Annotated in this window: 29 protein-coding genes and 4 pseudogenes; 22 read left to right on the forward strand and 11 right to left on the reverse strand. The window is 49.0% G+C overall.

Going from position 1 to position 25,415, the window contains the following annotated elements:
* Positions 1-33: 33 nt before the first annotated feature.
* Positions 34-504: an SRPBCC family protein gene (locus NHAL_RS09905; protein WP_013033010.1), complete on the reverse strand. Its 471-nt coding sequence runs from the start codon at positions 502-504 to the stop codon at positions 34-36.
* A 120-nt stretch (positions 505-624) separates the two neighbouring features.
* Here NHAL_RS09905 and NHAL_RS09910 point away from each other — a divergent pair, with 120 nt between their 5' ends.
* Positions 625-1,164, forward strand: coding sequence for a GlcG/HbpS family heme-binding protein (locus tag NHAL_RS09910; protein ID WP_013033011.1), 540 nt, complete (start codon positions 625-627; stop codon positions 1,162-1,164).
* A gap of 199 nt (positions 1,165-1,363) precedes the next feature.
* Positions 1,364-2,875 (forward strand): sporulation domain-containing protein, encoded by a 1,512-nt coding sequence (locus NHAL_RS09915; protein ID WP_013033012.1) that lies wholly within the window; start codon positions 1,364-1,366, stop codon positions 2,873-2,875.
* 26 nt (positions 2,876-2,901) lie between these two features.
* On the opposite strand, the gene NHAL_RS09920 is transcribed toward NHAL_RS09915, so the two are convergent.
* Positions 2,902-3,660 carry a DnaJ domain-containing protein gene (locus NHAL_RS09920; protein ID WP_013033013.1) on the reverse strand — a complete coding sequence of 253 codons (759 nt, stop codon included), beginning with the start codon at positions 3,658-3,660 and terminating at the stop codon, positions 2,902-2,904.
* 5 nt (positions 3,661-3,665) lie between these two features.
* On the reverse strand, positions 3,666-4,382 hold the full coding sequence (locus NHAL_RS09925) for a vWA domain-containing protein (protein ID WP_013033014.1): 717 nt from the start codon (positions 4,380-4,382) through the stop codon (positions 3,666-3,668).
* A gap of 96 nt (positions 4,383-4,478) precedes the next feature.
* On the opposite strand from NHAL_RS09925, the gene NHAL_RS09930 reads away from it, so the two are divergent.
* The 9 genes and pseudogenes from NHAL_RS09930 (at position 4,479) to NHAL_RS09980 (ending at position 9,219) form a co-directional block, all read left to right on the forward strand.
* The gene (locus tag NHAL_RS09930) at positions 4,479-5,348 is read left to right on the forward strand and encodes a class I SAM-dependent methyltransferase (RefSeq protein WP_013033015.1); all 870 of its coding nucleotides are present in this window, start codon (positions 4,479-4,481) and stop codon (positions 5,346-5,348) included.
* A 296-nt stretch (positions 5,349-5,644) separates the two neighbouring features.
* Positions 5,645-5,911, forward strand: a pseudogene (locus tag NHAL_RS09940) (transposase); the annotation flags it as partial.
* Between the two features lie 308 nt (positions 5,912-6,219).
* Positions 6,220-6,645, forward strand: a pseudogene (locus NHAL_RS09950) (transposase); the annotation flags it as partial.
* A gap of 49 nt (positions 6,646-6,694) precedes the next feature.
* Positions 6,695-6,901 carry a type II toxin-antitoxin system HicB family antitoxin gene (locus tag NHAL_RS09955; protein ID WP_013033017.1) on the forward strand — a complete coding sequence of 69 codons (207 nt, stop codon included), beginning with the start codon at positions 6,695-6,697 and terminating at the stop codon, positions 6,899-6,901.
* A complete protein-coding gene (locus tag NHAL_RS09960; protein WP_013033018.1) occupies positions 6,901-7,131 on the forward strand; it encodes a type II toxin-antitoxin system HicA family toxin in 231 nt (76 codons plus the stop codon). The genes NHAL_RS09955 and NHAL_RS09960 overlap by 1 nt, the downstream gene beginning before the upstream one ends.
* Before the next feature lie 187 nt (positions 7,132-7,318).
* A pseudogene (locus NHAL_RS09970) lies at positions 7,319-7,525 on the forward strand (transposase); the annotation flags it as partial.
* 177 nt (positions 7,526-7,702) lie between these two features.
* Complete coding sequence (locus NHAL_RS09975; protein WP_238985329.1) at positions 7,703-8,506, forward strand: transposase; 804 nt, start codon at positions 7,703-7,705, stop codon at positions 8,504-8,506.
* A gap of 33 nt (positions 8,507-8,539) precedes the next feature.
* Positions 8,540-8,653: pseudogene (locus tag NHAL_RS21115) on the forward strand (IS1 family transposase); the annotation flags it as partial.
* A 53-nt stretch (positions 8,654-8,706) separates the two neighbouring features.
* Positions 8,707-9,219, forward strand: coding sequence for a hypothetical protein (locus NHAL_RS09980; protein ID WP_238985330.1), 513 nt, complete (start codon positions 8,707-8,709; stop codon positions 9,217-9,219).
* Between the two features lie 50 nt (positions 9,220-9,269).
* Here NHAL_RS09980 and NHAL_RS09985 read toward each other — a convergent pair whose 3' ends face one another.
* The 4 genes from NHAL_RS09985 to NHAL_RS10000 all read right to left on the reverse strand — a co-directional run bounded on the left by NHAL_RS09985 (position 9,270) and on the right by NHAL_RS10000 (position 12,820).
* Complete coding sequence (locus NHAL_RS09985) at positions 9,270-9,998, reverse strand: glycosyltransferase family 4 protein (protein WP_238985331.1); 729 nt, start codon at positions 9,996-9,998, stop codon at positions 9,270-9,272.
* 324 nt (positions 9,999-10,322) lie between these two features.
* On the reverse strand, positions 10,323-10,703 hold the full coding sequence (locus NHAL_RS09990; protein ID WP_013033021.1) for a 6-pyruvoyl trahydropterin synthase family protein: 381 nt from the start codon (positions 10,701-10,703) through the stop codon (positions 10,323-10,325).
* Positions 10,704-10,718: 15 nt separating this feature from the next.
* Entirely contained in the window at positions 10,719-11,750 is a 1,032-nt protein-coding gene (locus NHAL_RS09995) for a zinc-dependent alcohol dehydrogenase (protein WP_013033022.1), read from the reverse strand.
* Positions 11,726-12,820: a RibD family protein gene (locus NHAL_RS10000; protein WP_013033023.1), complete on the reverse strand. Its 1,095-nt coding sequence runs from the start codon at positions 12,818-12,820 to the stop codon at positions 11,726-11,728. The genes NHAL_RS09995 and NHAL_RS10000 overlap by 25 nt, the downstream gene beginning before the upstream one ends.
* Positions 12,821-12,868: 48 nt before the next feature.
* Between NHAL_RS10000 and NHAL_RS10005 the strand changes: the two genes are divergently transcribed.
* From NHAL_RS10005 to NHAL_RS10025, 5 genes are all read left to right on the forward strand, one after another.
* Positions 12,869-13,618, forward strand: coding sequence for a CDP-alcohol phosphatidyltransferase family protein (locus NHAL_RS10005; RefSeq protein ID WP_013033024.1), 750 nt, complete (start codon positions 12,869-12,871; stop codon positions 13,616-13,618).
* Between the two features lie 10 nt (positions 13,619-13,628).
* Positions 13,629-14,279 carry a methyltransferase family protein gene (locus NHAL_RS10010; protein ID WP_013033025.1) on the forward strand — a complete coding sequence of 217 codons (651 nt, stop codon included), beginning with the start codon at positions 13,629-13,631 and terminating at the stop codon, positions 14,277-14,279.
* 124 nt (positions 14,280-14,403) lie between these two features.
* Complete coding sequence (locus NHAL_RS10015; protein ID WP_013033026.1) at positions 14,404-14,991, forward strand: ATP-dependent zinc protease family protein; 588 nt, start codon at positions 14,404-14,406, stop codon at positions 14,989-14,991.
* 41 nt (positions 14,992-15,032) lie between these two features.
* Positions 15,033-16,577, forward strand: coding sequence for an inactive transglutaminase family protein (locus tag NHAL_RS10020; protein ID WP_013033027.1), 1,545 nt, complete (start codon positions 15,033-15,035; stop codon positions 16,575-16,577).
* Positions 16,574-17,515 (forward strand): alpha-L-glutamate ligase-like protein, encoded by a 942-nt coding sequence (locus NHAL_RS10025; RefSeq protein ID WP_013033028.1) that lies wholly within the window; start codon positions 16,574-16,576, stop codon positions 17,513-17,515. The genes NHAL_RS10020 and NHAL_RS10025 overlap by 4 nt, the downstream gene beginning before the upstream one ends.
* Before the next feature lie 9 nt (positions 17,516-17,524).
* Here the strand turns inward: NHAL_RS10025 and NHAL_RS10030 are convergent, their stop codons facing one another.
* The 3 genes from NHAL_RS10030 to slyD all read right to left on the reverse strand — a co-directional run bounded on the left by NHAL_RS10030 (position 17,525) and on the right by slyD (position 20,047).
* Positions 17,525-18,829 (reverse strand): APC family permease, encoded by a 1,305-nt coding sequence (locus NHAL_RS10030; RefSeq protein WP_013033029.1) that lies wholly within the window; start codon positions 18,827-18,829, stop codon positions 17,525-17,527.
* 26 nt (positions 18,830-18,855) lie between these two features.
* The gene (locus NHAL_RS10035) at positions 18,856-19,440 is read right to left on the reverse strand and encodes a uracil-DNA glycosylase (protein ID WP_013033030.1); all 585 of its coding nucleotides are present in this window, start codon (positions 19,438-19,440) and stop codon (positions 18,856-18,858) included.
* Positions 19,441-19,561: 121 nt separating this feature from the next.
* Entirely contained in the window at positions 19,562-20,047 is a 486-nt protein-coding gene (slyD, locus tag NHAL_RS10040) for a peptidylprolyl isomerase (protein WP_013033031.1), read from the reverse strand.
* A 307-nt stretch (positions 20,048-20,354) separates the two neighbouring features.
* Here slyD and NHAL_RS19830 point away from each other — a divergent pair, with 307 nt between their 5' ends.
* From NHAL_RS19830 to NHAL_RS10055, 3 genes are read left to right on the forward strand one after another with little or no spacing between them, the layout of a single operon-like run.
* Positions 20,355-20,843: a hypothetical protein gene (locus tag NHAL_RS19830; RefSeq protein ID WP_013033032.1), complete on the forward strand. Its 489-nt coding sequence runs from the start codon at positions 20,355-20,357 to the stop codon at positions 20,841-20,843.
* A gap of 60 nt (positions 20,844-20,903) precedes the next feature.
* A complete protein-coding gene (locus NHAL_RS10050) occupies positions 20,904-22,016 on the forward strand; it encodes a M42 family metallopeptidase (protein ID WP_013033033.1) in 1,113 nt (370 codons plus the stop codon).
* 41 nt (positions 22,017-22,057) lie between these two features.
* Entirely contained in the window at positions 22,058-22,642 is a 585-nt protein-coding gene (locus NHAL_RS10055; RefSeq protein ID WP_013033034.1) for a ferritin, read from the forward strand.
* Between the two features lie 55 nt (positions 22,643-22,697).
* On the opposite strand, the gene NHAL_RS10060 is transcribed toward NHAL_RS10055, so the two are convergent.
* On the reverse strand, positions 22,698-23,300 hold the full coding sequence (locus tag NHAL_RS10060) for a MarR family winged helix-turn-helix transcriptional regulator (RefSeq protein ID WP_013033035.1): 603 nt from the start codon (positions 23,298-23,300) through the stop codon (positions 22,698-22,700).
* 111 nt (positions 23,301-23,411) lie between these two features.
* Here NHAL_RS10060 and NHAL_RS10065 point away from each other — a divergent pair, with 111 nt between their 5' ends.
* From NHAL_RS10065 to NHAL_RS10075, 3 genes are all read left to right on the forward strand, one after another.
* Positions 23,412-23,918 (forward strand): cytochrome P460 family protein, encoded by a 507-nt coding sequence (locus NHAL_RS10065; protein ID WP_041354840.1) that lies wholly within the window; start codon positions 23,412-23,414, stop codon positions 23,916-23,918.
* Positions 23,919-24,025: 107 nt separating this feature from the next.
* Positions 24,026-24,616: a protoglobin domain-containing protein gene (locus NHAL_RS10070; RefSeq protein WP_013033037.1), complete on the forward strand. Its 591-nt coding sequence runs from the start codon at positions 24,026-24,028 to the stop codon at positions 24,614-24,616.
* A 367-nt stretch (positions 24,617-24,983) separates the two neighbouring features.
* Positions 24,984-25,397, forward strand: coding sequence for a nitrosocyanin (locus NHAL_RS10075; RefSeq protein WP_013033038.1), 414 nt, complete (start codon positions 24,984-24,986; stop codon positions 25,395-25,397).
* The last annotated feature ends 18 nt before the right edge of the window (positions 25,398-25,415 follow it).

The following is a 25,415-nucleotide window of genomic DNA, read 5'->3' on the forward strand; positions in this document are numbered from 1 at the left end:
CAGATAGGAGCAATTTACTCTAAGGTCATCTCCTTAGAGCACGGGAGTCGTTGTGGATTGAAAACGTTTCCCTGATTCGAGCAGCTGTTTTAAGTTGCAAACTACGCTTTCGCTACCTGCTTTAACTGAGTGGGCGATAGCATGTTCAAAGGGTCTCATAAAAAGCTCTAATTTCAACTCGAAAGTAAAGCGGACCCGGGTGGTTTTGTTTATAGCCTCGAAATCATAGAGCGCCCGATAATGGGGGCTTGAAGTGCTTTCAAACCATATCCGCCGTGGCGGTTGATACTCAACGACCTGAAAAGTCGATTCCGTCTGGCGGCCGCTATCTACGCGTACCTGTCTGGCCCTGGTCCCTGCCCTCACTGGACCGCTGGTTATCTTCTCAAGTTCGATTACCTCGGGGGACCACTTGGGATAATTCTCAAAAAATTCAACGGAGACGTACCGAAAAACATGCTCTAGTGGACGATCAATGAGAATGCTTGATTGGGTTTTAATCATCGCGTTTTCTCCTCATATATTTTAAAGCTAGCAAATGGGGCCTTAATCTCAAGAGGAGTTCACTCGTCTAGAGAGGGGCATTAGAATGGTGGTATCTGGAATGGAATTTGGGAGAATCCTATGATGAGCAAACTGGCATTAAAAATTAGAGTCTTTTGGTCTTTAATAATTCTTGGATTGGGTTGGGTTATTGGCGTTAATAATTTGGTCTTCGCAGAAGAGCTTCCAAAGCAATCTATCTTGCCCCTTGCTTTGGCCAATAAGGCGGCGCTTGCTGCGGTTGATCAGTGCAAGAAAGAAGGTTATCGAGTCAGCGCCGCGGTAGTGGATGGGGCTGGCGTGGTGGTCGCACTGCTAAGAGGAGATGGCGCCGGCGCCCATACCGTTGATAGTAGCCGGGGTAAGGCCTACACGGCCGCGAGTCTGCGGGAGCCGACTCAAAAGCTAGCACAACTCATTGCCCAAAAACCGGAAATTCAGGCACTAAGAGATATGAATGAATCTATTTTGATCCTAGGGGGCGGACTGCCCATCAAGATAGGGGGCGAAATCGTGGGCGGCATTGGCGTGGGGGGAGCTCCTGGCGCTGTTTTAGATGAGAACTGCGCCCGTGCTGGTCTAGAAAGCTTGGGTGCGGATCCCTATAAAGAAAATAATTAGCAGTTGTGGGTAGGGGGTTGCAGCGCGTTACAGCTAAGAGCCTGAGTTGTTCGCGCTAGCGCCCTAGGTCTTTGAGTGTTTGGGGTTTCATTACCATCGTTTCTCTTCCTGTTTTTTTCGTTACTCTTCCACCATGACTTAATAAAATGGCTGTAATGGGCTATTTTATTTGATAAACACAACTGAATCAGGGGCTGATATGGACGATAATAAAAAAGCTGAAGAGCTAATTTCCAAAACGGGTGAATTAGAGACCAAAACGGCCTCCCTTGATGAACAAACCCGTTCTCTTAAGGCGACAACTCAGGAATTAACTCGCCGTACTGAAGAACTGAACACTAAAATCGGTAAGCTGACCCAAAAGAGCGATAGCGCAGAGTCCCTGTTTGGGACCCTGAAGGGCCGCTCCGACACCCTAGAGACCAGCACTCGCCAACTTGCTTCCGAGACCCAGGAACTTCAGAGCAAAACTGGCGATCTGGCCACTAAAGTGGAGGAAGTCTTAGGCACAGCAACGACCCTAGAGCAAAAGGTCGGCGGTCTGATCACTTCTAAAGATGAACTGGCGGCCCAATTAAACGCTTTAAAAACCGAACTTTCCGCATTAGTAGATAAGAATGAGCAATTTGCCGCGGCGGCCAATACCTTGGAATCCCGGGCGGGTTCTTTGGAAGGAATGGCTGATGAGCTGAAGGGGCAAATTAAAGAGCTGGATACCCACACGGGGGAACTTCGGGCAAAGGGTGACTCCTTAGCAGGACGACTCCAACAGTTGGAGACACGGACGGGTGAGCTAAATCCTCAAGTGGCGGCACTCAATGACACCACTGCTCGTTTAACCTCTCAAAGCGATGGGCTGAAGTCCAATATTGAAGGGTTGGAAAAGCAGTTTGGGGAACTCCAGGCCGTTTCAGATGAATTAAACACCCGGGCCACCAAGCTTGAAAACAAGTCCGCCAACCAGGCGTCCCAACTTAGGGCGCTTGGAACTCGAACCGATAAGCACATCTCCCGCTCCCATAAAATTTTCTGGGTGCTAGGAATTGCCGTGGCTCTCTGGCCGATTGCCGGGGTTTGGTTGCATCTCAATCATACCAAAAAATTAGAGGCCCAAACCTCTAAGGAAGGTCCAGCGCCGGCAACATTAACAGGCCGGCTCAATGAGGCGGACCAGGCTCGAAATGAGCTTCAAGCCCAGATTGCACAAACCCAATCGCAAGTCGCTCAAACCCGTGGGGAGCTGGAAGCAGTTCAAGAAACGCTTATACAACATAACCGTTTATGGAGCGATCTTAAACAAAAAACAACCGGCTTGAATACTTCCATGGGGCAATTAGAGCAGCGGGTCAGTGCTCTTGAGCAAAAGTCGCCGCCGGAAGGGGAAATCAGCCGTTTTGGTTCGAGTCTTAATAATGCTAATTGGCTGCTCGGCCAACCGCCCGAACACTATACGCTGCAATTGTTAACTGCAATCAATGAGGCGTGGCTGGCGGATTTTATTGAGCGTTATCCGCCTCCTTCGAATTCGGCCCATTTCCGTACTGCCGAGGGGGGATGGTATCGGTACAGGGTGGTCACCGGCGTTTATGAGAATGTGGCTTCCGCTTCGCAAGCTCTGCAAGCGCTTCCCGATCCTTGGAAAAAATACAACCCCTGGATTCGTAGGATAGGCCCTATTCAGGAGAATATTTCAGTCCGTCCCGGAGGGTAAACCCCAGAGGTTCAAAATGGCGGGGTTTATTTCCCCAGCAAGAGGTCTTTGGCTTGGTTGATTTTGGCGGCAAGATAATCGGATCCTCCATGATCCGGATGGACCTTCTGCATCAGCCGACGGTGGGCGGTAATAATTTCCTGTTTACTGGCTCCGGTCGCCAAGCCTAGGATTTGATAGGCTTCTTCCGGCGACATTTCCCCATTACTTGCAGGATGATCCTGCTGAGCTTTGGCATTGGCCTGGTCTTGCCAATCCTCTCCGTAGACCCGTTCCAAATAGGCCCGCACCAGGGCCGCCGATTCTTCATCCGCCGCCTGACATTCTAGGAGCAACTGAGCCAGATCCGGTAAACCTAGAGCATCCAGGGGTTTGCCGGAAAAACTGCCTGCCAGCACTTCTCCTGTCATCTCCCCGGTCTCGTGATCCAGGGTCATGCGCACAAACCGCGCTTCCACGGTGGAACGGTTAGGGGCGGTACTTCCGGAGTCGGCATTCCCAAAACCCGTGTTGGCGCGGCGGTAAGCCCATAGTCGCTGCAACAGGGGAACAAAGCGGAGTAAGGGCAGTAGCCGTGCAACCCCTGCCGCCAGGGCGCCTAGCAGCGCCATTACCCAGGGCAGCCGGCCCGTGGCCATGAGAAATAAAAAGAGGCCGATAGCCAGTGCAATACCGCCCCGGCGCATAGACTGGATCACCACCGGGCGCGGGGTTTGAGCAATCCAACGGCGCAGTAAAATAATCCCAATGAGGACCAGTAAAGCAAGCAGAACAGCGGGACGCACGTTGACTAATCTTTTTTGACTTGATGAATGAGCTGCAAGGTTACTCCACCTTGGCGCTGGCTAAAGTTTTCCAAGGCGTGTCGCCCCCCGGTAGCATAGACCGCCACGGCGCTTAAGAGGTCGCGCAATTGGGCCGCACTGGCGGCATTAAAGCGGCAATAAGCGCCCTGGGTTAATTGGGCTATTTGCCGAAAGGCCTGCTCCGCCACGGGATCATGGCCTTCCTGAAACACAAAGACGGGGATGCCCAGAACCCCAAGCTCACCGGCAATATGACAGAGACGGTCCACGTTTTCTTCCATGCAATCGCCCACGAAAACCAAGGCGTTGACCTTTTGTTTCCGGGCCTCATCCCGAGCATGCTGTAACACCCTTTCAATTTGAGTGTAGCCACCAAGGCAACTCACGGCAGTCATCTGTTTTAGGAGCGCATCAGAGTGGCGGACCCAAGGGCTGGCGAAAAATTCTTTAAACCCTCGATAGTAACATAGCTGGATTTCGAGCCCACCCAAAGCGGCTGTTTCCTGGAACATTTGGGCCTGGAGGTGGCAAGCCCGATCCCAAGTGGGCTCCCGGCTTGCGGTGGCATCCATGGCGAAAATTAGCCGGCCATAGCGACCACCGGGTTTAATCCGGGGCATGGCCGCGACTTTTTTAAGGAACGCATCCACTTCGGTGTTGCGGGATCCTTGTCGAAGTGATTTACCTGCTTTTTCTGTCATAACTGTATGATAATGCAATAAGATAGGGAACGGTTTAGCGTGCAAATAATTAAGTTTCTTATTGTCATTAGGCGCAAAGTGATGGCGTAGGTTTCAATGAATACCAATCATTTGAAGGAATCTTACCAAAAGGCCCATTTTGATTGGCTTTCGCTCCGATATCCACTGGATGCAACAGCTCGTAATCGGCATCTTGAAGCCCAAGCTTTAAGCCAGCTATCGGCGGGCGAGGCGCTTCGGGTTTTGGATCTAGGCGCCGGCGCCGGGGCCAATATTGGCTATTACCGTCGCCTTTTGCCTTCCGCGACCCAGTGGTGGCTGGTGGAGCGGGATGCTGCGCTTTTAAAGCAGCTTCCTCGGTTTATTGAGGGTATGGGGGAAGAAGGGGGCAATATTATCCCCAAAGCCATCCATCCTTTGAGGGGGAATTTCTTAGATCCGGATTGTCCTGTTTATAGCCACTCCTTTGATCTGGTCCTTGCCAATGCCGTCTTCGATCTCTTAAGCGCCGATCAATTTCAGCGGTTGCTCCAGCTATTTCGCCAGGCCTGGGGAAAACATTCCCCCTTGTTTTTGTTCACCCTCAACCTGGATCAAGGCCTCCGTTTTAACCCGACTGATAAAGAAACGGAATACTGGTGTCGGCGTTATGAAGAGCATATGCACCGGCTCCAGCATTTTGGCCGAGCCATGGCGGCCCATTGTGGGCAGTGGATGGAAAGATTATTCCTGGAAAATGGCTTTAAGGTGGAAAGCGGCTCCTCGGCTTGGGAAATATCCCCTCAGCAAACGGAGGTTCTCCTAGCCAAGCTCGAATTTTTCGAAAAAGCGATGACTGAATTGGTGGGAACTGATGCTCGGCAGCGGAATTCATTCCAACAATGGTTAGCGCAAAAACGGCATCAGGCGCGTCAGCAGGAATTTTCATTGTTGGTTCCTCATCGGGATGTGTTGGCGAGGATGTAGTTAGGATATTACGCTCGCCGATAAGATTTAGCATACTAAGGAAATCACATTGGATATTGAGTTTTTTACAAACAAATTTGTGGGCATGATCATATTGGCTACCTTCATTGCATATACCGTTCGTGAAGAAAAAGAGAAAAAGGGTCAGTTCTCATATTACAGCATTCAATGCTATATTTTGGTGTATAGCGTTTCCCTTACAGGAGAGATATGGTTAGATTTAGAATTAAGGTCCTGCTAGGTCAATATTCGTATCTCATTTATTCGGGAAACGCTATAGGGCAAGACCTTTAAGAATAGAATTTGCGGGGGCGCTGTATCATGTGACCTCGAGAGGAGACCGGCGCGAAGACATCTATCTGGAAGAGGAGGATAGAGAGGCTTGGTTGGAGGTATTGGGCACTGTCTGCCGCCGCTTCAACTGGGTGGTGTGGGCCTATTGTCAGATGAACAACCATTATCATTTGGTGGTGGAAACGGTGGAGGGGAACCTCTCGAAGGGGATGCGGCAGCTCAATGGGGTGTATACACAGCGCTTTAATCGCCGCCATGACTTGGTGGGTCAGAGGATGTAGTTAGGATATTACGCTCGCCGATAAGATTTAGCATACTAAGGAAATCACATTGGATATTGAGTTTTTTACAAACAAATTTGTGGGCATGATCATATTGGCTACCTTCATTGCATATACCGTTCGTGAAGAAAAAGAGAAAAAGGGTCAGTTCTCATATTACAGCATTCAATGCTATATTTTGGTGTATAGCGTTTCCCTTACAGGAGAGATATGGTTAGATTTAGAATTAAGGTCCTGCTAGGTCAATATTCGTATCTCATTTATTCGGGAAACGCTATAGGGCAAGACCTTTAAGAATAGAATTTGCGGGGGCGCTGTATCATGTGACCTCGAGAGGAGACCGGCGCGAAGACATCTATCTGGAAGAGGAGGATAGAGAGGCTTGGTTGGAGGTATTGGGCACTGTCTGCCGCCGCTTCAACTGGGTGGTGTGGGCCTATTGTCAGATGAACAACCATTATCATTTGGTGGTGGAAACGGTGGAGGGGAACCTCTCGAAGGGGATGCGGCAGCTCAATGGGGTGTATACACAGCGCTTTAATCGCCGCCATGACTTGGTGGGTCATCTGTATCAAGGTCGTTATAAGGCGATTTTAGTCCAAAAGGAAAACTACTTGCTGGAGCTGTCCAGATATGTGGTATTGAATCCGCTGCGAGGGGGATTAGTGGGAAAACTGGAGGATTGGCCTTGGAGCAGTTATCTGGCCATGATAGGAGAGGCGAGTGTGTAGGGATTGAGGACTGACCCTTGTCTTAAAAAGAGGTTGCCTGATGAAATTCGTAGTAACTTTAGATCGTGACGAAGATGGAATGTGGATCATTGAATGCCCTTCCATCCCGGGTTGTGTTAGTCAAGGAAAAACTAGAGAGGAAGCACTGGAAAATATAAAAGAAGCTATTCAGCTTTGCTTGGAAGTGCGTGCAGAACATGGTCTTCCTCTTACGGTAGAAACCAAACAAGTAGAAGTTAGGGTGTAATGCCATCTATACCCACGTTGAGCGGACAAGAGGTCGTGAAGGTATTTTCTCGCTGCGGTTGGAAGGTGGTGCGACAAAGGGGTAGCCATATCATTATGGTCAAGGAAGGTTATACGGCTACTCTTTCTGTTCCCAATCACAAAGAGGCAGCAAAAGGAACATTACGCAGTTTAATACGGTTGGCAGATTTATCTATTGAACAATTTCTTGAAGAGGCAAAGAGCGTCTAATGAAAATTTTGAGGAGTGGAAAAGGGGTCAGAGTGGAAAAGGGGTCAGTTCTCATATTACAGCATTCAATGCTATATTTGGTGTATAGCGTTTCCCTTACAGGAGAGATATTGAGAATTAAGGTCCTGCTAGGTCAATATTCGTATCTCATTTATTCGGGAAACGCTATAGGGCAAGACCTTTAAGAGTGGAATTTGCAGGCGCGCTGTACCATGTGACCTCAAGAGGAGACCGGCGCGAAGACATCTATCTGGGAGAGGAGGATAGAGAGGCCTGGTTGGAGGTATTGGGCACTGTCTGCCACCGCTTCAACTGGGTGGTGTGGGCCTATTGTCAGATGAACAACCATTATCATTTGGTGGTGGAAACGGTGGAGGGGAACCTCTCGAGTGGAAAAGGGGTCAGTTCTCATATTACAGCATTCAATGCTATATTTGGTGTATAGCGTTTCCCTTACAGGAGAGATATTGAGAATTAAGGTCCTGCTAGGTCAATATTCGTATCTCATTTATTCGGGAAACGCTATAGGGCAAGACCTTTAAGAGTGGAATTTGCGGGGGCGCTGTATCATGTGACCTCGAGAGGAGACCGGCGCGAAGACATCTATCTGGGAGAGGAGGATAGAGAGGCCTGGTTGGAGGTATTGGGCACTGTCTGCCACCGCTTCAACTGGGTGGTGTGGGCCTATTGTCAGATGAACAACCATTATCATTTGGTGGTGGAAACGGTGGAGGGGAACCTCTCGAAGGGGATGCGGCAGCTCAATGGGGTGTATACACAGCGCTTTAATCGCCGCCATGACTTGGTGGGTCATCTGTATCAAGGTCGTTATAAGGCGATTTTAGTCCAAAAGGAAAACTACTTGCTGGAGCTGTCCAGATATGTGGTATTGAATCCGCTGCGAGGGGGATTAGTGGAAAAACTGGAGGATTGGCCTTGGAGCAGTTATCTGGCCATGATAGGAGAGGCGAGTGTGCCGAAATGGTTGGATGTGGAGGGGTTACTAGGTCACTTCGGCAGGCAACGGAAAAGGGCGATTGAGTCCTATCGTCGCTTTGTGATGGAAGGTAAAGGGCTGTCCAGTCCGCTGGAGCAGACCCGTCATCAATTAGTGTTGGGGGATGAAGCTTTTGTGAAGCGGTATCGGCAGGATAAAAGGCCCGAAGAACTGCGGGAGGTTTCCAAAGCCCATCGGCGCGCCTTGGCGATGTCGCTGGAGGAGTATCGAGACCGCTATGAGCATAGAGATGAGGCGATGGCCCGGGCCTATTTATCTGGTGCCTACACGATGTTGGAGATTGGTGAATATTTCGGGGTTCACTATATGACGGTGAGCCGAGCGGTGCGGCGATTTGAACAGCATAACCCAAAATAATGTTGAGATGTGAGAACTGACCCCATTTTTTGCGTCTCGCGCTTGGTTCGTCAAACCCTTTCATTTTCGAAAAAACTGGCCAACCACATCGGGGCAATCAAATTCTTTATTTGTCATTACAACCAAGAAGTTATACGACAACCCTGAGCAGCATTACTTTTTGAGCACTACCGGCGATTTTAGTCCAAAAGGAAAACTACTTGCTGGAGCTGTCCAGATATGTGGTATTGAATCCGCTGCGAGGGGGATTAGTGGAAAAACTGGAGGATTGGCCTTGGAGCAGTTATCTGGCCATGATAGGAGAGGCGAGTGTGCCGAAGTGGTTGGATGTGGAGGGGTTACTAGGTCACTTCGGCAGGCAACGGAAAAGGGCGATTGAGTCCTATCGTCGCTTTGTGATGGAAGGTAAAGGGCTGTCCAGTCCGCTGGAGCAGACCCGCCATCAATTAGTGTTGGGGGATGAAGCTTTTGTGAAGCGGTATCGGCAGGATAAAAGGCCCGAAGAACTGCGGGAGGTTTCCAAAGCCCATCGGCGCGCCTTGGCGATGTCGCTGGAGGAGTATCGAGACCGCTATGAGCATAGAGATGAGGCGATGGCCCGGGCCTATTTATCTGGTGCCTACACGATGTTGGAGATTGGTGAATATTTCGGGGTTCACTATATGACGGTGAGCCGAGCGGTGCGGCGATTTGAACAGCATAACCCAAAATAATGTTGAGATGTGAGAACTGACCCCATTTTTTGCTGACCCCATTTTTTGGCTTACTCTCCAAAAGTTTCTAAAAAACACTGAAAAGTTATTTCCCAGGTTGGCAAGAAGATCTCTTCTTTAATTTTTTGCGCTTGCCTTTTTAACAGAAAAAGTTCTTCGGGATGATGAAGTAATGTTGCTAAGGTTGATTTAAATTTTTTGTGATCACCCACTGGAATTAAAAATCCATTTTCCCCTTCTTTAATCCACTGCGGGGTTTCTCCCACCCTATAGGTTAAGACCGGAATACCCGCTGCTACCGCTTCAGCAATAGCCATGCCATAAGACTCAAAGCGTGAGGCTGAGACTAAAAGATCGGCGTCGGTTAATAATTTGCCGAGGTGTGAATGGGGAACGCTGTGGCATAAATGGATTGATTCTTTTAGGCCGCTATTATTTAATTTTCTTTTAAAGTGGCAGTAAACTTCAGGTTCTGTATGCAAATCACCCAACAACCTCCAGGTACCTTTAAAGGAAGGAGTTAGCTGCTGTAAATGAGACAAAATGTCTAATTGCCCTTTGCTGGGACTTAAAGTGCCGACGGTTATTAATCTAGGGGAGGGAGCCTTATCCCAAGGATCGGATGGGGGGGTATCCAGTTCGGTAAATTCAATGCCGGGAGGGCAACGATAAATAGCGCCGGTGTATAAAGCCTCATTTCTCAAATAATCGGCTAGGGTGGAACCAGGGACGAGTGTTCCATCCGCCAAGGTAAGTAAGGAGTGTTCTTTTTCTTGCAAAGCTTTCCGTGTTGTAGCAGAAAGAGAAGGGTTCATGCAGGGTAGAAAATGGAGCAAAAAATAAAGGCGGGTTGGAGAATCTCTGTTTACTAGAACGTGATTTAGGCGAGCTGGATTGAGGTCAGTCAGGTAAAGACTATCCAGGACAATATGGGCCGGTGCGGTGGAGGGCAGGGATTGGATCTTAGCGGGCACTTCTTCCGGATCAGCATGAATGCCAACCCCGGTTCCCGTAGCGGTGAGACGTTGGCGCAGGGCTTCATTGACCCGGAATCCTCCGGAGACGCGGGCTTTGGGCGCGGGCGCCATTAGGTAAATCATGGTTTAAGTGACCGTTCCCTCGTAGGAGCCCCAGGCCACATGGCTTTCCTCCAAGGTGATTTTCAGTGTTCCCTGGAAAGAAGCCCGCACCCGTTTGGCAAGTTGGCCATGAATATAGTGAGCCAGGTATTCGGTGGTGGTATTAACGCCACGGAAGGCCTCTTCTTCATCCAGGTTTTTGTAGTTAAGCAAGGCCAAGACGGCTTTTAGGGCGTTGAGGGCCAGGCCGATGTCAATCACTATGCCGTCCTGGCTGAGTCTCTCGGTGCGAAACTCGGCGGTAACGTTATAGGTGGCGCCATGAAGTTTTTGGGCGGGGCCAAAAACTTCTCCTTGCAGACTGTGGGCAATCATAAAATGATCTTTAACGGCAATGGTATACATAAGTACAAAGAAAATTTAAGTTTTATGGAAGTAGCGCTCAAAGGGGCGGTAAATGACGGCAAAGGAAAAGCCATCTGGGTTTTTATGGTAGAGTTGCTGCATAAAAAGGGGCAGATTATCAAATCTGATGACTTGTGAGATGAGGGCATCCAGCCGTGGATTTTGCAAATAGACGAGGACCTGTTCTAAACGCTGCCGGTGAGTCAGATGCCCCCGCTTGGGTTTGGCAATCGTGCTGACTTGAGAGGAAAGGATCTGTTTCCGTTGGAAATGGAAAGACCCGCCGAGGTGGAGGGACACGGGGCGATGACCCAACCAGCTCACTTCGATGACCCGACCTTCAAAACCCACGCTGTCCAAAGCCGTTTGCAGCCCTGAGCCTTGCCCCGAGCTATGAAAGCATAGGGAAAAAGCTTCCCGGGGAGAATCCTGGGGGCCAAGGGTAGTGAGCCCCCATCCTAGTTCTTCAATCAATTGCCGGCGCTGCTTGTCAATTTCAATAATCAAGGGGTGGCTGTCCCAGGCAGTTTTGAGCAAAAAAGCAATGAGCAGTCCCACAATCCCTCCCCCGACGATGGCAACGGGCGCTGGGGGCTGGTATTCGCTATCCCAGATGGCGTTTAGGGCGGTTTCCATGTTGGGGATCAGGGTGGCCCGCAGGGGAGGAAGATCTTCCGGCAGCGGCAGCAGTCGATCCTCTGGGACGATGGCGTAATCTTGGTGGGGATGCATGGTGAAGACCCGCCGGTTAGCGTAGGGGCCATTGACGGCTCGGCCCACAAGGCAGTACCCATATTTGGCCGGCAGCTCAAATGATCCCCCCATGGATGGGCACTCCATGGTGCCCCGGCACTCGGGAGGCACGTGCCCTAATCCCACTAGTCGTTCCGTTCCAGGGCTGATGCCCGTTACCCAGGTTTCGATGAGACTGTGGCCCTCCGGCACCGGTAGAGAAAGCGCTTCCTGGCGAATGGCACCCCTCCCCGGAGTTTCGACCCAGTAGGCCTGGGTGCTAGAAGGGACTAGGGACGATGGCGAGGCACGCATTCCAATAGTATTTCCTTATCGAGATAGAAGTGGGTCATATGAAAATAGGTTCCCTCTTGGATGCGGTCGACAGGAGATAACTGGAATGAGGGCAGGCCAGAGCCTAGCAGCAGCGGCGCAATATGAAGATGAAGTAGATCCGTGCGTCCCGCCGCGAGGAAAAGGGAGAGGGTTTTTCCTCCACCTTCGACAAAGACGGAGCGTATCCCTATGGACCAAATCGCCTCTAACACCGCTTTCAAGTCCATAATTTTGCTGTCATTTTTACCTTCTTGGTTTCTTATCGGCAGGGGGGTGACTTTTTCGGGAATAGGGTAGCGTTCCGTGACTTTATCGAGACTGCCCGAATGGAGTAACCAATTGTTTCCCGGTTCATGGAAGATCCGGTAGAGTTTTTCTCCGGCGAGTAAATGGCAGTGGCGGTCGAGAACCACCCGATCAGGGTTTTCCCCTTGAACTTCACGCACCGTGAGTCTCGGATTATCTTTTTCTATGGTGCTGCGGCCCACCAATACGGCATCATGGAGGGCTCGGAGACGGTGGGCGTGTTTGCGATCGGCATGATTGCTGATCCACTGGGAATGCCCACTGGCGGCGGCAATTTTACCGTCCAGGGTTTGTGCCAGGTGACCGCTGACCCATGGCGAGTGGTTTTGGGATGCGATATGATGACCGGTGAGGCAAGGTAAGTAGAGGCGAAAAGCGGTCAGGAGGTGGCAAGGCAGTGCTGGACCCCGGGAATAGCACCACGGCGATTCGCCCAAAGATAATGCCGAAGGATCAAAAGCGAGCAGCGTTGGGATAGGGGCAAGAGTTAGATTGTCTAAGTGGGGATAAGGGGGCTTGGGCGCGGATAAGTAAACGAGGATAAGCGCCTTGGGTTTGATTTTTGCTATCACTTCAAGGCTAGCCGTGAACTGCCATAGGGACGTCTGACCCCTGCTTTCAAGAGGGTAGAAGAAAACACAGGGGGGCTCTGGTGCGGAAACATCGTTTCGGCACCAACGCTTAAAATCAAGCAGGCTTTCCCAGATCCCGTCGACCGAGGAGTCAAGTACGGCACATTCCATAGCTCTAAAATCGTCTGTCGCTTATATTGGAGTGGTGAGTTTTTAACGATGACTGAGCAACACCTCGATCACAGTTCCCGAAAAATCTATCGTAAGTTTTTGATTTTTCAATCATCCATATCCATTTTGCTGTTGGCGGTGACAGCATTTTATCTGCAAACGGTTTCTTCTGGCTACGTCTTTGGCATTGTCTTGACCATTCTTTGGGTCCTGGGCAGTCATGGTTTCTTGGCCTATTCTCTCCGCGCTTGGCGAACGCCTGCGGATTGGGCGACGTTATTTCGGTTTTTGGTAGGAATTGCAGGCTTGATAATGGCCTCCTACGGGGAAGCGGTGTGGTTGATTTTAGCCATGATGAGCCTGGCTTCTCTTGGTGATTGGATGGATGGCCGACTTGCCGCCCTCTACGGAGAGACTCCCCAGGGGGCCATTCTTGATGTTGAAACCGATCAGGCCCTGGTTTTGATGCTAGCGGTATTAGGGATTACCGTGGGAGGGGTTGGGGTCTGGTTACTTTTATTTCCTCTTTATCGTTATGGCTATGTCTTATTATTGGAAATTTTTGCGATCCCCGCAGATGATCCCAAGCCCAAGGCCGGAGGCAATCTCCGGGGTCGGGTCGTTTGTGCAGCCACGCAGGTCGCTCTATTAGGAAATCTGCTGCTCCCTTTGGCTTTGCCGGCAAAAACCCTATTGAGCGCATTGGCGCTGGTTTTTCTGACCTACTCGTTTGCGGATGATATGCTTTACCAGTTCAGGGGGCGGTTCATACATTCTTTTTACTCCCCAAAATCTTGACGCTAAAGCAATGTCGGTTTCCGAGATCATCATCTTAGGTACTTACGGGTTAATGCTGGTTGAGTTGATTTTTCTGCCGGTGCCTAGTGAAGCCTCCACTTACCAACTGTTGTTCTCGAGACAAATTCAGGAACCACGACTTTCAGGGGCTCTGCTGCAAGCCCATAGGATGCCTATAGGACACAAGTTGTGGGTTTTTTTGCTACCCACAAGCTTGACTGTGATTGCCTTCTTTCTGCCTTTATTGCAAATCTTTTTCCCTCAGTTGAAGGGCTCTTTATTGGCTATCCCCTTTTTTGAAAATTCCCTGTTTCGAGGGTTGGCCATTGCTTTGATCATTGTAGGATCGCTTATTACCCTTATTAGCGTATTGGAAATGCGTTCGGGGATGAAAAAGCATGCCTTAAAACAAACTTGGCCACAATTACAAGTAGAAGGCGTATTTTGTTGGTCCCGTAACCCTGGTTTAGTTGGAAATTATGGATGGTTTCTTGGCTTATTCTTTTATTTCCCAAGTTGGGTAATGGCTTTGGGTTTTGGCATTTACCTCTTCAATATGCATCGCCGTGTTTTGTTAGAGGAAAGTCAACTAGCAGCCCGCTTTGGAGAGACTTACCGTGCCTACCAGCGCCGAGTCCCTCGTTATTTAGGTTTTGGATAATAGGGGGTTTTTATAAGTATTTGATTAATAAATTGTTAATGTGTTTTTTAAAATTCGGCGGCGGGGGGTAGCGGTTTTTTGTTAAGATTAATGTTTTTTTAACTTAAAAAAGTTGAAAAGTTCTATGCAACGTTTTGTCAGCGTAATGGTGTTCTGGCTGGCACTGTGTGGTGTATCGGAAGCAGCAGATTCAGGCAGTGAAGGCGTTGGGGCCAAAGAACGAATTATCATGGGATGGGTGGAGCGAGTCGTTCTTATTCCCTGGGGGGTCGAGCTTAAAGCAAAGCTGGATTCCGGTGCTAAGACATCATCATTGCATGCCGAAGACATTGAACGGTTTGAGAAGGATGGTGAGGAATGGGTGCGTTTTATCATTGAACTGGAGGGAAAAGGAGAAGAGATAGAGCCACTCCAGGTGGAGCAACCGTTGGTCCGTAATGTGAGAATAAAACGACATCGGGGCAACGCCAAAAGACGGCCTGTAGTTAACTTGAAATTTTGTCTAAATGGTAAGGGCTACGAGACCCAGTTTAGTTTGGTTGATCGCAGTCGGTTAAATTACCCTGTACTTTTTGGTCGTCGTTTTCTGAAGGATGTGGCCCTCATTGATCCCAGTAAAACCTTTCTCACTAATGAAGGATGGAATACTTGCTTGATAAAATACGCCGCCGACGAAGCCTCGGACAAAAAAGCCGAGACACAACAAGATTAAATCCCTTGCGCTGGGATTAGCCCTTTGTTGGAAAATAAAATTTGAAGAATTTACACGTCAAAATCCTTGCCCTCCTTCTCGTTATTATTGGGACGGGCCTAACTTATTATAAGGTAACGCGCCTGGGTTTGCCGATACTACCGGCTGAACAAACCGAAGTTTGGATGGTGGAGGCCCGTCTTGAATTTGAGGCTAAAGGCAACCAACCTGTGAAAGCCCGGTTCCATGTTCCCAGCACTCCCCTTGGCTTTACGGTGGTGGATGAAGATTTCATCTCTACCAAGTATGGCCTGACCATGGAAGACAACGGTATTAATCGCATTGCTCAGTGGGCAGTACGCCGGGCCAAAGGGAAACAAGTCTTATATTACCGTGTTGAATTAGCCCCTGAGGTAGCCATTCCGGTAAAGTCACGCAGTGGGATTACCCCTCCATTTCCAGCGGTTCCCGATTATCCTGAACCCATGGGTTCAGTGGTGCAAGCGCTATTGGAGGAAGTGCGCCGTAAATCTGCCGATGTGGCTTCCTTCACGGGGGAGCTTTTGGTCCGTCTTAATGCCCCTAACTCCGATGAAAATGTTCAGGTCCTGCGTAAAGGTATTGAGGATCCGATTGCCTGGGTAGACCGGGTGATTTATATCTTGGCGGGTGCCCGGATTCCTGCCCGCATCGTTCATCTCTTACAGCTAAAAGATGGCATAAACCATGGTACCTTGACCCCTTGGTTGGAAGTCCATAATGGGCAGGAATGGTTGGCTTTTGATCCCAAAACTGGGAGTCGAGGGTTTCCTGAAAATGGATTGATCTGGTATGTGGGCAATGATTCTCTGATCAACTTGGAAGGAGGAGGTTCACCCAAGGTTGAATATTCCATTTCCAGTCAATTTCAAGAGTTGGTTTTGGTGGCGGAACGACGGGCACGGCAAATTAATTCCCTGATCATGGATTTCTCTTTATTTAGTCTTCCTGTTCAGACGCAAAATGTTTATCGGGTTCTTTTATTAATCCCCATTGGGGCGTTTTTGATTGTGGTGCTGCGGAACATTGTTGGCATTAAAACCTTTGGGACTTTTATGCCCATATTAATAGCCCTGGCGTTCCGGGAAACCGATCTCCTTTGGGGAGTCCTGTTGTTCACGGGGATCGTGGCCCTAGGGTTGCTGCTGCGTTTTTATTTGGAATACCTTAAATTACTGCTTGTACCACGCCTGGCTTCGGTACTGGTGATGGTCATTCTCTTAATGGCGGTCATTAGTGTACTCACCCACAAAATGGGGTTAGAACGGGGCTTGTCTGTGGCCCTTTTCCCCATGGTGATTTTGACCATGACTATTGAGCGTATGTCCCTGGTGTGGGAAGAGCACGGTCCTGGGGAAGCCCTGCAACAAGGCTTGGGAAGCCTTCTGGTGGCCGTATTGGGTTATTTATTGATGACCGATAAGTTATTAGAGCATTTGGTTTTTGTTTTTCCTGAATTATTACTGGTGGTATTGGCCATGACTTTGTTGGTGGGACGCTATGCCGGCTATCGACTCACGGAACTGTGGCGGTTTAAGGAATTTTTGAGGAAAACGGATACCCGATGATCCTTCCTTGGCGGCGTTTACGGCAGCTTGGAATTCTAGGGATGAACCAACGCAATGCCGACTATATTTTGCCTTTTAACCCGCGGCGCCATTATCCCTTGGTAGATGATAAAAGACTGACCAAGCAATTGGCCTTAGACGCAGGAATCGCAGTGCCCCAGCTTTATGGCATCGTCGATATAGTTCACCAAATTAGGAACTTGGATAAGCTTCTCGGTCCCCATGAGGACTTTGTCATCAAGCCTGCCCATGGCAGTGGTGGTGAAGGAATCTTGGTGGTGACTGGACGCTACAAAGGGCGTTATCGTAAGGCCAGCGGGATAATTCTGACCGAAGAGGAAATCGGCCATCATATCGCCAATATTTTAAGTGGAATGTATAGCCTGGGAGGATTGCCTGACACTGCCCTTATTGAATATCGGGTTAAATTCGATCCGGTGTTTGAGGCCGTCAGTTATTTGGGAGTCCCGGATATCCGAACGCTGGTCTTCCGCGGGGTACCCGTATTGGCGATGATCCGGCTGCCTACCCGTCTCTCAGATGGCAGGGCCAACTTACACCAAGGGGCTATTGGAGTCGGTATTGATTTGATGACCGGCCGTACTAGCTCTGGCGTATGGCGAGAGCAAGCGATTGATCATCATCCTGATACGGGTGGGGGAATAAGGGGGTTAGAGATACCCCATTGGGATGGTATTCTTGAACTGACTGCCCGCTGTTTTGATTTAGTAGGCTTGGGTTATATTGGGGTTGATATTGTTTTGGATCGGGGGCTGGGACCCTTGGTTTTGGAACTTAATGCCCGCCCTGGCTTGAGTATTCAATTAGCTAACAAGGCTGGCTTGCGGTCTCGTCTCCAACGCATTGAGGGCCTTAGGGAGATTCCCTCCGCTGCCTCCGAGCGGGTGGCTTTAGGAAAGGGATTATGTAATCTTTAAAAGGGCTTCTCACATCCATCGTCGTATTAATTTGTAAAGGGGTAGACCCGTAGCCACGAGTAATATTCCGTATAAGGCCTGCTCCCAGTTGTGAATGGCACTGGCAAAGGCAACGCCTAGAGAAGCCAGCAGATAAAGCAAAGGCGTTAGAGGATAACCGGGGCAGCTAAAAGGGGGAGGGGTTTCATTCCGACGCCTGAAAATGAACAAGGACGCAGCCGCCATGGAGGACAATAGCAAGATAGCTAAAGTGGCCCAGTTGACAAGCAGCTCGATTCCTCCGGTAGCCGCAAGCAAAGCAGTCCAGAGGCCACTGATCCAGAGGGCTCCCGAGGGAGCCCCAGCAGCATTAGTACGGCTAAAGATAGGGGGGGCTAGGCCATCGCAGGCCATGGCATAATAAATTCGCGCTCCTGCCATCAGAGTCACATTGGTGGATCCTAAGATGGCCACTGCGATCATCACCGACAGGGGCTGCTCGGCACCTGGACCTAACAATCGCCGGGCGGCTTCTGTCCCTGCTGTGGTGGACCCGGTCAGAATTTCCTGCGGGACCACCATCAGCAATAGGAGATTAATCAAGAGATAGAGTAATATGACGAGCAGCGTGCCTCCCAAAAGACCCCGGGGTAAATTTTGCCCCGGATCTTTGATTTCGCCTGCCACATAGGCCGCTGCGTTCCAACCCGAGTAGGTAAAGAATACCGGCACCATTGCAGCTCCCAGCGCTAGCAAACGGTCATTAAGCTCAATAGCCGGTGGTTCTGGCCAGTGGGTCGCCGTTTCACTAAATAGGAGCCCCCCACTGAAGAGTCCTGCCAGCCCCACTAAGGGAAGGGCAGTTAACAAGACCGTTGTCCTTCCAGCCACCCTTGCGCCGGCGATATTGGCGAGGGTGAGCAGCAGGACAAGCAAGGGAGCATAAATTAATTGGATGGCGGGGGATCCCCCCTGGAGTATCGGCCAGGCCGCTTGGCAATGGGCCACAACAGCGATAGCCATGGCGGCGGCCGAACCCGAGAAGGTAATGGCCAGCGCAGCCCATCCCATCAGGAACCCCCAGGCGGGGCCGTAGGCAAGAGTCAGGTATTGGTAATCACCACCGGCTTGGGGGAATCTGGCGCCTAGTTCACCATAGATAGCTGCTCCGCAGAGGGCAAGAACCCCTCCCAACATCCAGGCCGCAAGGGGCCACATCATCCCTGGAAGCCAATCAACGACTAAACCGGGGGTGATAAAGATGCCAGCGCCAATCATATTGCCGGCAACTAGCCAGGCCACCGTGACGGGCCCTAGTTCACGTTTTAGGCCCATTGCTGCTCACGGTTAGAGAAAAATAACTAAACTGCAGAGGCCAAACGCTCCTGGAGCTTGCTAAAGTCATGTTCCAGTGTCTTTTTCTTAGTTTCATCCCGCAGGGCCGCCGCTGGATGATAAGTGACGAAGGTGGGTAAGTTTTTAACTTCTATCCAATTGCCTCGCAGTTCGGTGATCTTTGCTTTAGGATCGTATAGGGCTTGCAGGGCGGTTGCCCCCAGCAATACCAACAGTTTGGGTCGGAGCAGTTCAATTTGCCGTAGCAAAAAAGGGAGTTCTTTTTTGATTTCGCCGCGATAAGGCTTACGGTTGCCGGAAGGGTGGGTTTTGAGAATGTTGCTGATATAGATTTGTTCTCGTTCCAATCCAATTTGATTCAATAATGTATTGAGTAATTTTCCTGCGTTGCCAACAAAAGGTCGGCCGGTTTTTGCTTCCTGAACACCCGGGGCTTCACCGATGATCATTACTTCTGCCTGGGGTGAACCTTCTCCAAATACGAATTTTTCTCCTTTGCTCACTTCGGAACCCAAATAGTGTTCACAGAGTTGTTTGAGTTCATTGAGGGTAGCAACCTTTTCCAGTTGTTCATCTAAAGGGGTTTGCACCTTTTTTACCTAGCTGGGAAAAGTTATTTGAATTGAAAGCTTTTGGGAGAGACAAGCCCCGCTAGGGCGAGGCTTGCGCTTTTTCGGATTTGGCCTGTTAAAGGTAGGGGTAGCCCTATTGTTAGGCGTGGTGATGGCCACCTGCGCCATGCACATGGCCGTGCTCCAACTCTTCTTCCGTGGCCTCACGGATATCGACCACTTCCACGTCAAAGTCTAGGGTTTCACCCGCTAGGGGGTGATTAGCATCTACCATAACTTGCTCGGTCCCGATTTCAGTCACCGTGATTAATTGGGGACCACTAGGGGTCTGGGCCTGAAATTGCATGCCTTCTTGGAGATCCTCAACCCCTTGGAAAGCATCCCGTGGAACGGCCTGGATAAGGGTCTCATTGCGCTCTCCATAGGCTTCTTCGGGGTCTACACTAATATTGAATTTGTCACCTTCAGATTTTCCGGCAAGTGCTTTTTCAAGCCCGGGAATAATACTGCCTATCCCATGTATGTAGGCTAATGGCGTTTCCTGGGAAGAGCTGTCTAGCACGGTGCCTTCCTTATTTTTTAAGGTGTAATGAATATAAACTACTTTTCTATCAGAAACTTGCATAATAACACCTTTTATGTTGCAGCAGTAAGATTAGGTATGGTATCGATTTTTATTATTGACTTATAGGTTTTGATTAAGTTTAGGCGCTTAAATTCAAATATAGTGCCCCTTTAGGGATATGGAGAGGTAAGCGCGTGTTTAAGTCTCTTAGATGAGTAAGCTTGAAATCAATTTGAAAAAGTGATGGTCATAGCAGAAAGCACTGGATTGTGCTGGAATATGACGGAACAGAGAAAAATCTTACCCCATAGTATAGCTGATATTTTGGAATGAGTCGGCAGCTTTCCGCCAATTAAGGAGAGAAAATATGACCTTCAAGATAGATGTTACAGGCAATATCAGTCCTAGCCTGGCCAGGGTGATTGATGCCGAGATAAAAGACCGAGTAGGCAGAAATCCTCCCACCTTGCGCGTAGTGCTAAAGGCGATGAATGAAGGTCTGGTCGATAGACTGATTAGGGAAGGAACTATCGATGCTGATGAGCGGGAGAATCTTTTTTCTGAAATTAACGCCCTGATTGAGGGTTATGGTGGAGAAACACTCGCCCAAAGCTTTACGAAATATAGAGCAAGTGAAAATTTAGCGATTGTGATCCAGGCGGAAATAGATAATCCTGATGCTATCCAGCCTGTTACGCTTGGCTCGGTGCTAGAAGCCATGAGACAGGGTTTGGTGGCCACTCTCGTCGGCAGGGGCGATATTGATCCAGATGAAGACGAAACGTTGGTTGCTGAAATAGAGCAATTAATTAAGATGAATGGCCCTAATGCCCTCGCGGAAGAGTTTTTACCCTAATCCGAAATGGCGTCATTGGCCGCTATTAGGCGAATATAACAATTAAATTGAACCCACTCCATGGACTTAATTAGCGATAACCAGCTATTTTGCTTGATCGAGGAGCTGGTATTACAGCATTCTCCAAGTGGTGCCGAGCAGGAAATAGATGGCTGGTTGCTTGAACGTTTTGCTACCTTGGGACAGGAAACCTGGCAAGATGCCGCAGGCAATCTTATTGTGAAAGTGCCTGGAAAAAATCCTGGCGCGATTGCCATTACGGCGCATAAGGACGAAATTGGCGCCATCGTTAAATCTATTGATAACCGAGGGCGAGTGGAGGTGAGGAAGTTGGGTGGCGCTTTCCCCTGGGTCTACGGGGAAGGGGTCGTGGATTTGCTAGGTGACCATGCCTGCATTAGTGGCATTCTTTCTTTTGGTTCCCGCCATGTCTCCCACGAAGCCCCACAGAAAGCCCAACAGGATCAGGCGCCGCTACAATGGCAGAATGCGTGGGTTGAAACGAAGTGCACGCCGAAAGAGTTAGACGCTGCGGGAGTGCGTCCGGGTACTCGGATGGTGGTGGGAAAGCACCGTAAGCGCCCATTCCGCCTGAAGGACTATATCGCAAGTTATACTCTGGATAATAAAGCTTCCGTGGCGATTCTGCTGGAATTGGCGCGGAATCTCCAGAGACCTTTGGTGGATATTTATTTAGTAGCTTCTGCCAAGGAGGAAGTAGGCGCGATAGGAGCACTTTACTTTAGTCAGCGACAAGCTCTAGATGCCTTGATCGCTTTGGAAATATGTCCGTTGGCCTCTGAATACGTTATCAAAGAAGGTAGTGCTCCTGTGTTGCTTTCCCAGGACGGCTATGGTCTTTATGATGAGGGGCTTAATGGGCTTATTAGGCAAGCGGCGACCCGACGAAAAATCCCCCTGCAATTGGCGACGATTAATGGCTTTGGTAGTGATGGTTCTATTGCCATGAAGTATGGCCATGTGCCTCGGGCCGCTTGTTTAGGTTTCCCCACTCAAAACACCCATGGTTATGAGATTGCCCATTTAGGGGCCATTATTCATTGCATTGAAATTCTTTATACTTTTTGCACCCAGGTTCAGGTAGATTATGAAAATATTCAGAAAAGCCAGTTGAAAGGCCGTTGGGGTGTGCTAGATTTTATGAAGGGTTAGACTGTTATCCATCATCCATTTAACAAAGACGGGGAGGAGTGATGCGGAAACTGCTGTTTATTTGGGCCATCTGCTTATTGGTGTTGAGTTCTTTTCTCTTTAGTGCTCAGGCGCAAGAAGCAAGCCAGGTAGGGAAGCTCAATGACAAAATGCAAGAAACCTTGAATGAACAGATTAATGCAGAATTGTATTCTGCTTACTTATATCTTTCTATGGCGGCTTATTTTGAATCGAAAAGCTTGGTGGGATCAGCCCATTGGATGCGCTTGCAAGCAGAAGAAGAAACAGAGCACGCCATGAAATTCTTTGACTATGTCAATGATCGCGAGGGTCGCGTTATTTTAAAAAGCATCAAGGCGCCCTCCGGTAACTGGGAATCCCCTTTGGCTGTATTTCAAGATGCTTACGCCCATGAGCAGAAAGTCACGGATTTGATTAATCAGTTGGTGAAGCTGGCGGACCAGGTAGAAGATGCAGCAACCCATAATTTTTTACAGTTTTTTGTAGAAGAGCAAGTTGAGGAGCTTGTATCCTCTAAGTTAATAGTGGATCAACTTAGCTTGATAGGAGATTCTAAACCTGGATTATTAATGATCGACAGACAATTAGGTCAGCGGGAAGAGTAGGGAGAGTATTTATTGGAGGGATAGGCTGCGCCCTGGGGAAAACTGACAAACTCCCCTAGGGCGCGGTGACCACTTCCGGTCTGCGAGAAGAAGCGGGATAGACGTGTTCCTGGCAAATCTTCAAGGTCTCTTCTGCTTTGAGCAGTTCCTGAGTCAATCCGCAGCGGAAATACTGTTTGTCATCGGTAGTCAGCAAATAGCGGCAGGTATGGCATTGCCCGAAGGTGTGGTGATGATTTGCCTTCTGGAGGTTGCGTAGCAATTGCTCAAGGACCTGTTGGGTCGTTTGCAGCTCAGTTGTGTTTAACCCGGTGAAGGCTGATTCCTTATTGGGCAGGGAGGAAAGCTTTTCAGCGAGTGCCTGGCCTTTGGAGGTGAGTGCTAAATGGACCACACGCCGATCTTTTGGATCAGGTTCTTTTTGAAGGTATCCATGTCGTTGTAATACCAACAACGACTGTGAGGTGGTGCCCTTTGTGGTACCTAGGTACTCCGCTACAGCCATGGGTGTATTGCTGTAGCGGTTGCATTGGGCAAGATAGCGCAAGACCTGGAGATGGGCCGGGTGTAGATTCAGCGCCGCTGCGGTCTTCCGTTCTTCTGTCCGAAGCAGGGTTCCGACGCGTTCTAGGAGGTCAAATAATTTTTGCTTGTCCATGATCTGTAATCATACTTAAAAATTTCTATGGAATCGATACCCTACTTGACAAATGTTGAAAGTCTCGTCTATGGTGTCGACTCGATAACATTAACGATGGAGGACATCGTGATGAAGAAAAAACTGCAAGTAATGTTTAGCTTCATGTTTCTGGGGGTTATCGGCGGTATTGCCTATGCGGGTTATGCCGGAGGAGGTGGCGGCGATAATAAGGTCGCATACCCAGAAGGTTATCGTGACTGGTATCATGTCAAATCCATGGTGATTATGCCTGGGCATCCCTTGGAAGATCCCTTCCAAGGTATTCACCATATCTATGCTAACGACAAAGGACTTGAAGGACTTAAGACCGGCAATTATACCAAGGGGGCCGTTCTGGTCTTTGATCTTTTGGATTACGAGAAAGGTGGCAACGCTCTACAAGAAGGTGAGCGGAAGCTGATTGGTGTTATGGAGTGGGACAAGGAGCGATTTTCATCCACGGGTAACTGGGGTTTTGAAGGTTTTGCCGGGAATAGCAAAACCGAGCGGCTTACCAAAGATGGCGGCCAATCCTGCTATGAATGCCATACCGCCCAGAAAGATAATAATTACGTTTTTACCCAGCTTCGGGATTAATACTAATAATTAGTTAGAACGGGTTAACGGGTGCGTTTAACGCACCCGTTAACTTTTTGGGACTTTTTATTTAGCACTTTTTATCTTAAGGAAAAAGGAAACTGATAATGAGCGAACAAGAAATACCGGGGTATACTTACGGAGCAGAGGCAGTAGCTAAATCTCCTGTCTCTTTGGAGGATTTTGATCTTCTCAAAAAGACGGTGCTCTTTACCGAAGAGGACGAAAAATATTTGCGCCTTGCCGGTGAAGTATTGGCCGATCAGGTGGATGAAGTTCTGGATTTATGGTATGGCTTTGTGGGTTCCCATCCTCATTTGGTGCACTATTTCACTAACCTGCAGGGTGAGCCTGACAGTGACTATTTAGCGGCTGTGCGCAAGCGTTTCGGTCAATGGATACTTGATACCTGCAACCGCCCTTATGATCAGGATTGGCTCAATTATCAGCATGAGATTGGTTTGAGACACTACCGCACCAAGAAAAACCAGACTGATGGTGTGCAGTCGGTTCCTATCATCAACTATCGCTATTTAATCGCCTTTATTTACCCCATTACGGCGACCATCAAGCCGTTCTTAGAGAAAAAAGGTCACAGTGCAGACGAAGTCGAGAAAATGCATCAGGCCTGGTTCAAATCCCTCGTGCTTCAGGTGACTTTATGGACTAATCCCTATTTGCGTCCAGAAGATTATTAATTGCCGGGCGATTGGCAAATAATTAGCAATAAAGTGAGTGAGCAGGGACGATTTTCTATTCAGTGAATGGCTAAGAAATAGTACGTCTTAGCTTTTTTTAATCTCCTTGCGGGTACTTGCTTCAATGAGTCACAATATTGACATGGGTGATTTTCCCATCTAAAGTATCGACCCGAAACCAAATGGGTTGGTTTTAATACAAAAAACATAACGCGTAAACAGAATACAATCCTAAACAGCAATTGAAATCCCTCTGGGCTGTGTAATTAAAGATCCAGAGGGGTTCATTTGACTGTTAAGGAGTTGTAAGTTGCCCCCGAAGAGGGGCCATTTCACTTAAAACTAGAAATTGAGTAGAGGAAAGTTAATGATGAAAATAACCAAAGCTCTCTTGGTAAGCTTTGCTTTTGGATTATTGTTGGCAGGGAATGCACAAGCAACGGAACAAAGCTTTAAGGTGGTGGTTAACGCTTATGACACCACTATTCCTGAGCTCAACGTCGAAGGTGTGACGGTTAAAAATATTCGCGCTTTTAATGTTCTCAATGAGCCCGAGACCTTGACTGTCAAGAAAGGGACTTCGGTAAAGATTACCGTAGAGAACAAGTCCCCCATCAGCGAAGGGTTTTCCATTGACGCTTTTGGTGTTCAGGAAGTGATTAAAGCGGGAGAGACCAAAACTATCAGTTTTGTGGCTGACAAGGCTGGTGCCTTCACCATTTGGTGCCAACTCCATCCCAAGAATATCCATCTGCCTGGTTCCTTGAACGTCGTACAGTAAGGAACTTTGTAGAGCTGA

The organism is Nitrosococcus halophilus Nc 4, assembly GCF_000024725.1.
Classification (GTDB): Bacteria; Pseudomonadota; Gammaproteobacteria; order Nitrosococcales; family Nitrosococcaceae; genus Nitrosococcus; species Nitrosococcus halophilus.

What these genes read in the sequence shown, in the direction of transcription:
- NHAL_RS09925 (WP_013033014.1), bottom strand. Translation starts at nt 4,382, where the DNA reads ATGACAGAAAAAGCAGGTAAATCACTTCGACAAGGATCCCGCAACACC.
- NHAL_RS10030 (WP_013033029.1), bottom strand. Translation starts at nt 18,829, where the DNA reads ATGGGCCTAAAACGTGAACTAGGGCCCGTCACGGTGGCCTGGCTAGTT.
- NHAL_RS09930 (WP_013033015.1), top strand. Translation starts at nt 4,479, where the DNA reads ATGAATACCAATCATTTGAAGGAATCTTACCAAAAGGCCCATTTTGAT.
- NHAL_RS10065 (WP_041354840.1), top strand. Translation starts at nt 23,412, where the DNA reads ATGAAGAAAAAACTGCAAGTAATGTTTAGCTTCATGTTTCTGGGGGTT.
- NHAL_RS10075 (WP_013033038.1), top strand. Translation starts at nt 24,984, where the DNA reads ATGATGAAAATAACCAAAGCTCTCTTGGTAAGCTTTGCTTTTGGATTA.
- NHAL_RS09910 (WP_013033011.1), top strand. Translation starts at nt 625, where the DNA reads ATGATGAGCAAACTGGCATTAAAAATTAGAGTCTTTTGGTCTTTAATA.
- NHAL_RS10015 (WP_013033026.1), top strand. Translation starts at nt 14,404, where the DNA reads ATGCAACGTTTTGTCAGCGTAATGGTGTTCTGGCTGGCACTGTGTGGT.
- NHAL_RS10010 (WP_013033025.1), top strand. Translation starts at nt 13,629, where the DNA reads ATGTCGGTTTCCGAGATCATCATCTTAGGTACTTACGGGTTAATGCTG.
- NHAL_RS10025 (WP_013033028.1), top strand. Translation starts at nt 16,574, where the DNA reads ATGATCCTTCCTTGGCGGCGTTTACGGCAGCTTGGAATTCTAGGGATG.
- NHAL_RS09955 (WP_013033017.1), top strand. Translation starts at nt 6,695, where the DNA reads ATGAAATTCGTAGTAACTTTAGATCGTGACGAAGATGGAATGTGGATC.
- NHAL_RS10050 (WP_013033033.1), top strand. Translation starts at nt 20,904, where the DNA reads ATGGACTTAATTAGCGATAACCAGCTATTTTGCTTGATCGAGGAGCTG.
- NHAL_RS10060 (WP_013033035.1), bottom strand. Translation starts at nt 23,300, where the DNA reads ATGGACAAGCAAAAATTATTTGACCTCCTAGAACGCGTCGGAACCCTG.
- NHAL_RS10000 (WP_013033023.1), bottom strand. Translation starts at nt 12,820, where the DNA reads ATGGAATGTGCCGTACTTGACTCCTCGGTCGACGGGATCTGGGAAAGC.
- NHAL_RS10005 (WP_013033024.1), top strand. Translation starts at nt 12,869, where the DNA reads ATGACTGAGCAACACCTCGATCACAGTTCCCGAAAAATCTATCGTAAG.
- NHAL_RS10055 (WP_013033034.1), top strand. Translation starts at nt 22,058, where the DNA reads ATGCGGAAACTGCTGTTTATTTGGGCCATCTGCTTATTGGTGTTGAGT.
- NHAL_RS10070 (WP_013033037.1), top strand. Translation starts at nt 24,026, where the DNA reads ATGAGCGAACAAGAAATACCGGGGTATACTTACGGAGCAGAGGCAGTA.
- NHAL_RS09905 (WP_013033010.1), bottom strand. Translation starts at nt 504, where the DNA reads ATGATTAAAACCCAATCAAGCATTCTCATTGATCGTCCACTAGAGCAT.
- NHAL_RS09960 (WP_013033018.1), top strand. Translation starts at nt 6,901, where the DNA reads ATGCCATCTATACCCACGTTGAGCGGACAAGAGGTCGTGAAGGTATTT.
- slyD (WP_013033031.1), bottom strand. Translation starts at nt 20,047, where the DNA reads ATGCAAGTTTCTGATAGAAAAGTAGTTTATATTCATTACACCTTAAAA.
- NHAL_RS09995 (WP_013033022.1), bottom strand. Translation starts at nt 11,750, where the DNA reads ATGCGTGCCTCGCCATCGTCCCTAGTCCCTTCTAGCACCCAGGCCTAC.
- NHAL_RS09915 (WP_013033012.1), top strand. Translation starts at nt 1,364, where the DNA reads ATGGACGATAATAAAAAAGCTGAAGAGCTAATTTCCAAAACGGGTGAA.
- NHAL_RS09990 (WP_013033021.1), bottom strand. Translation starts at nt 10,703, where the DNA reads ATGTATACCATTGCCGTTAAAGATCATTTTATGATTGCCCACAGTCTG.
- NHAL_RS19830 (WP_013033032.1), top strand. Translation starts at nt 20,355, where the DNA reads ATGACCTTCAAGATAGATGTTACAGGCAATATCAGTCCTAGCCTGGCC.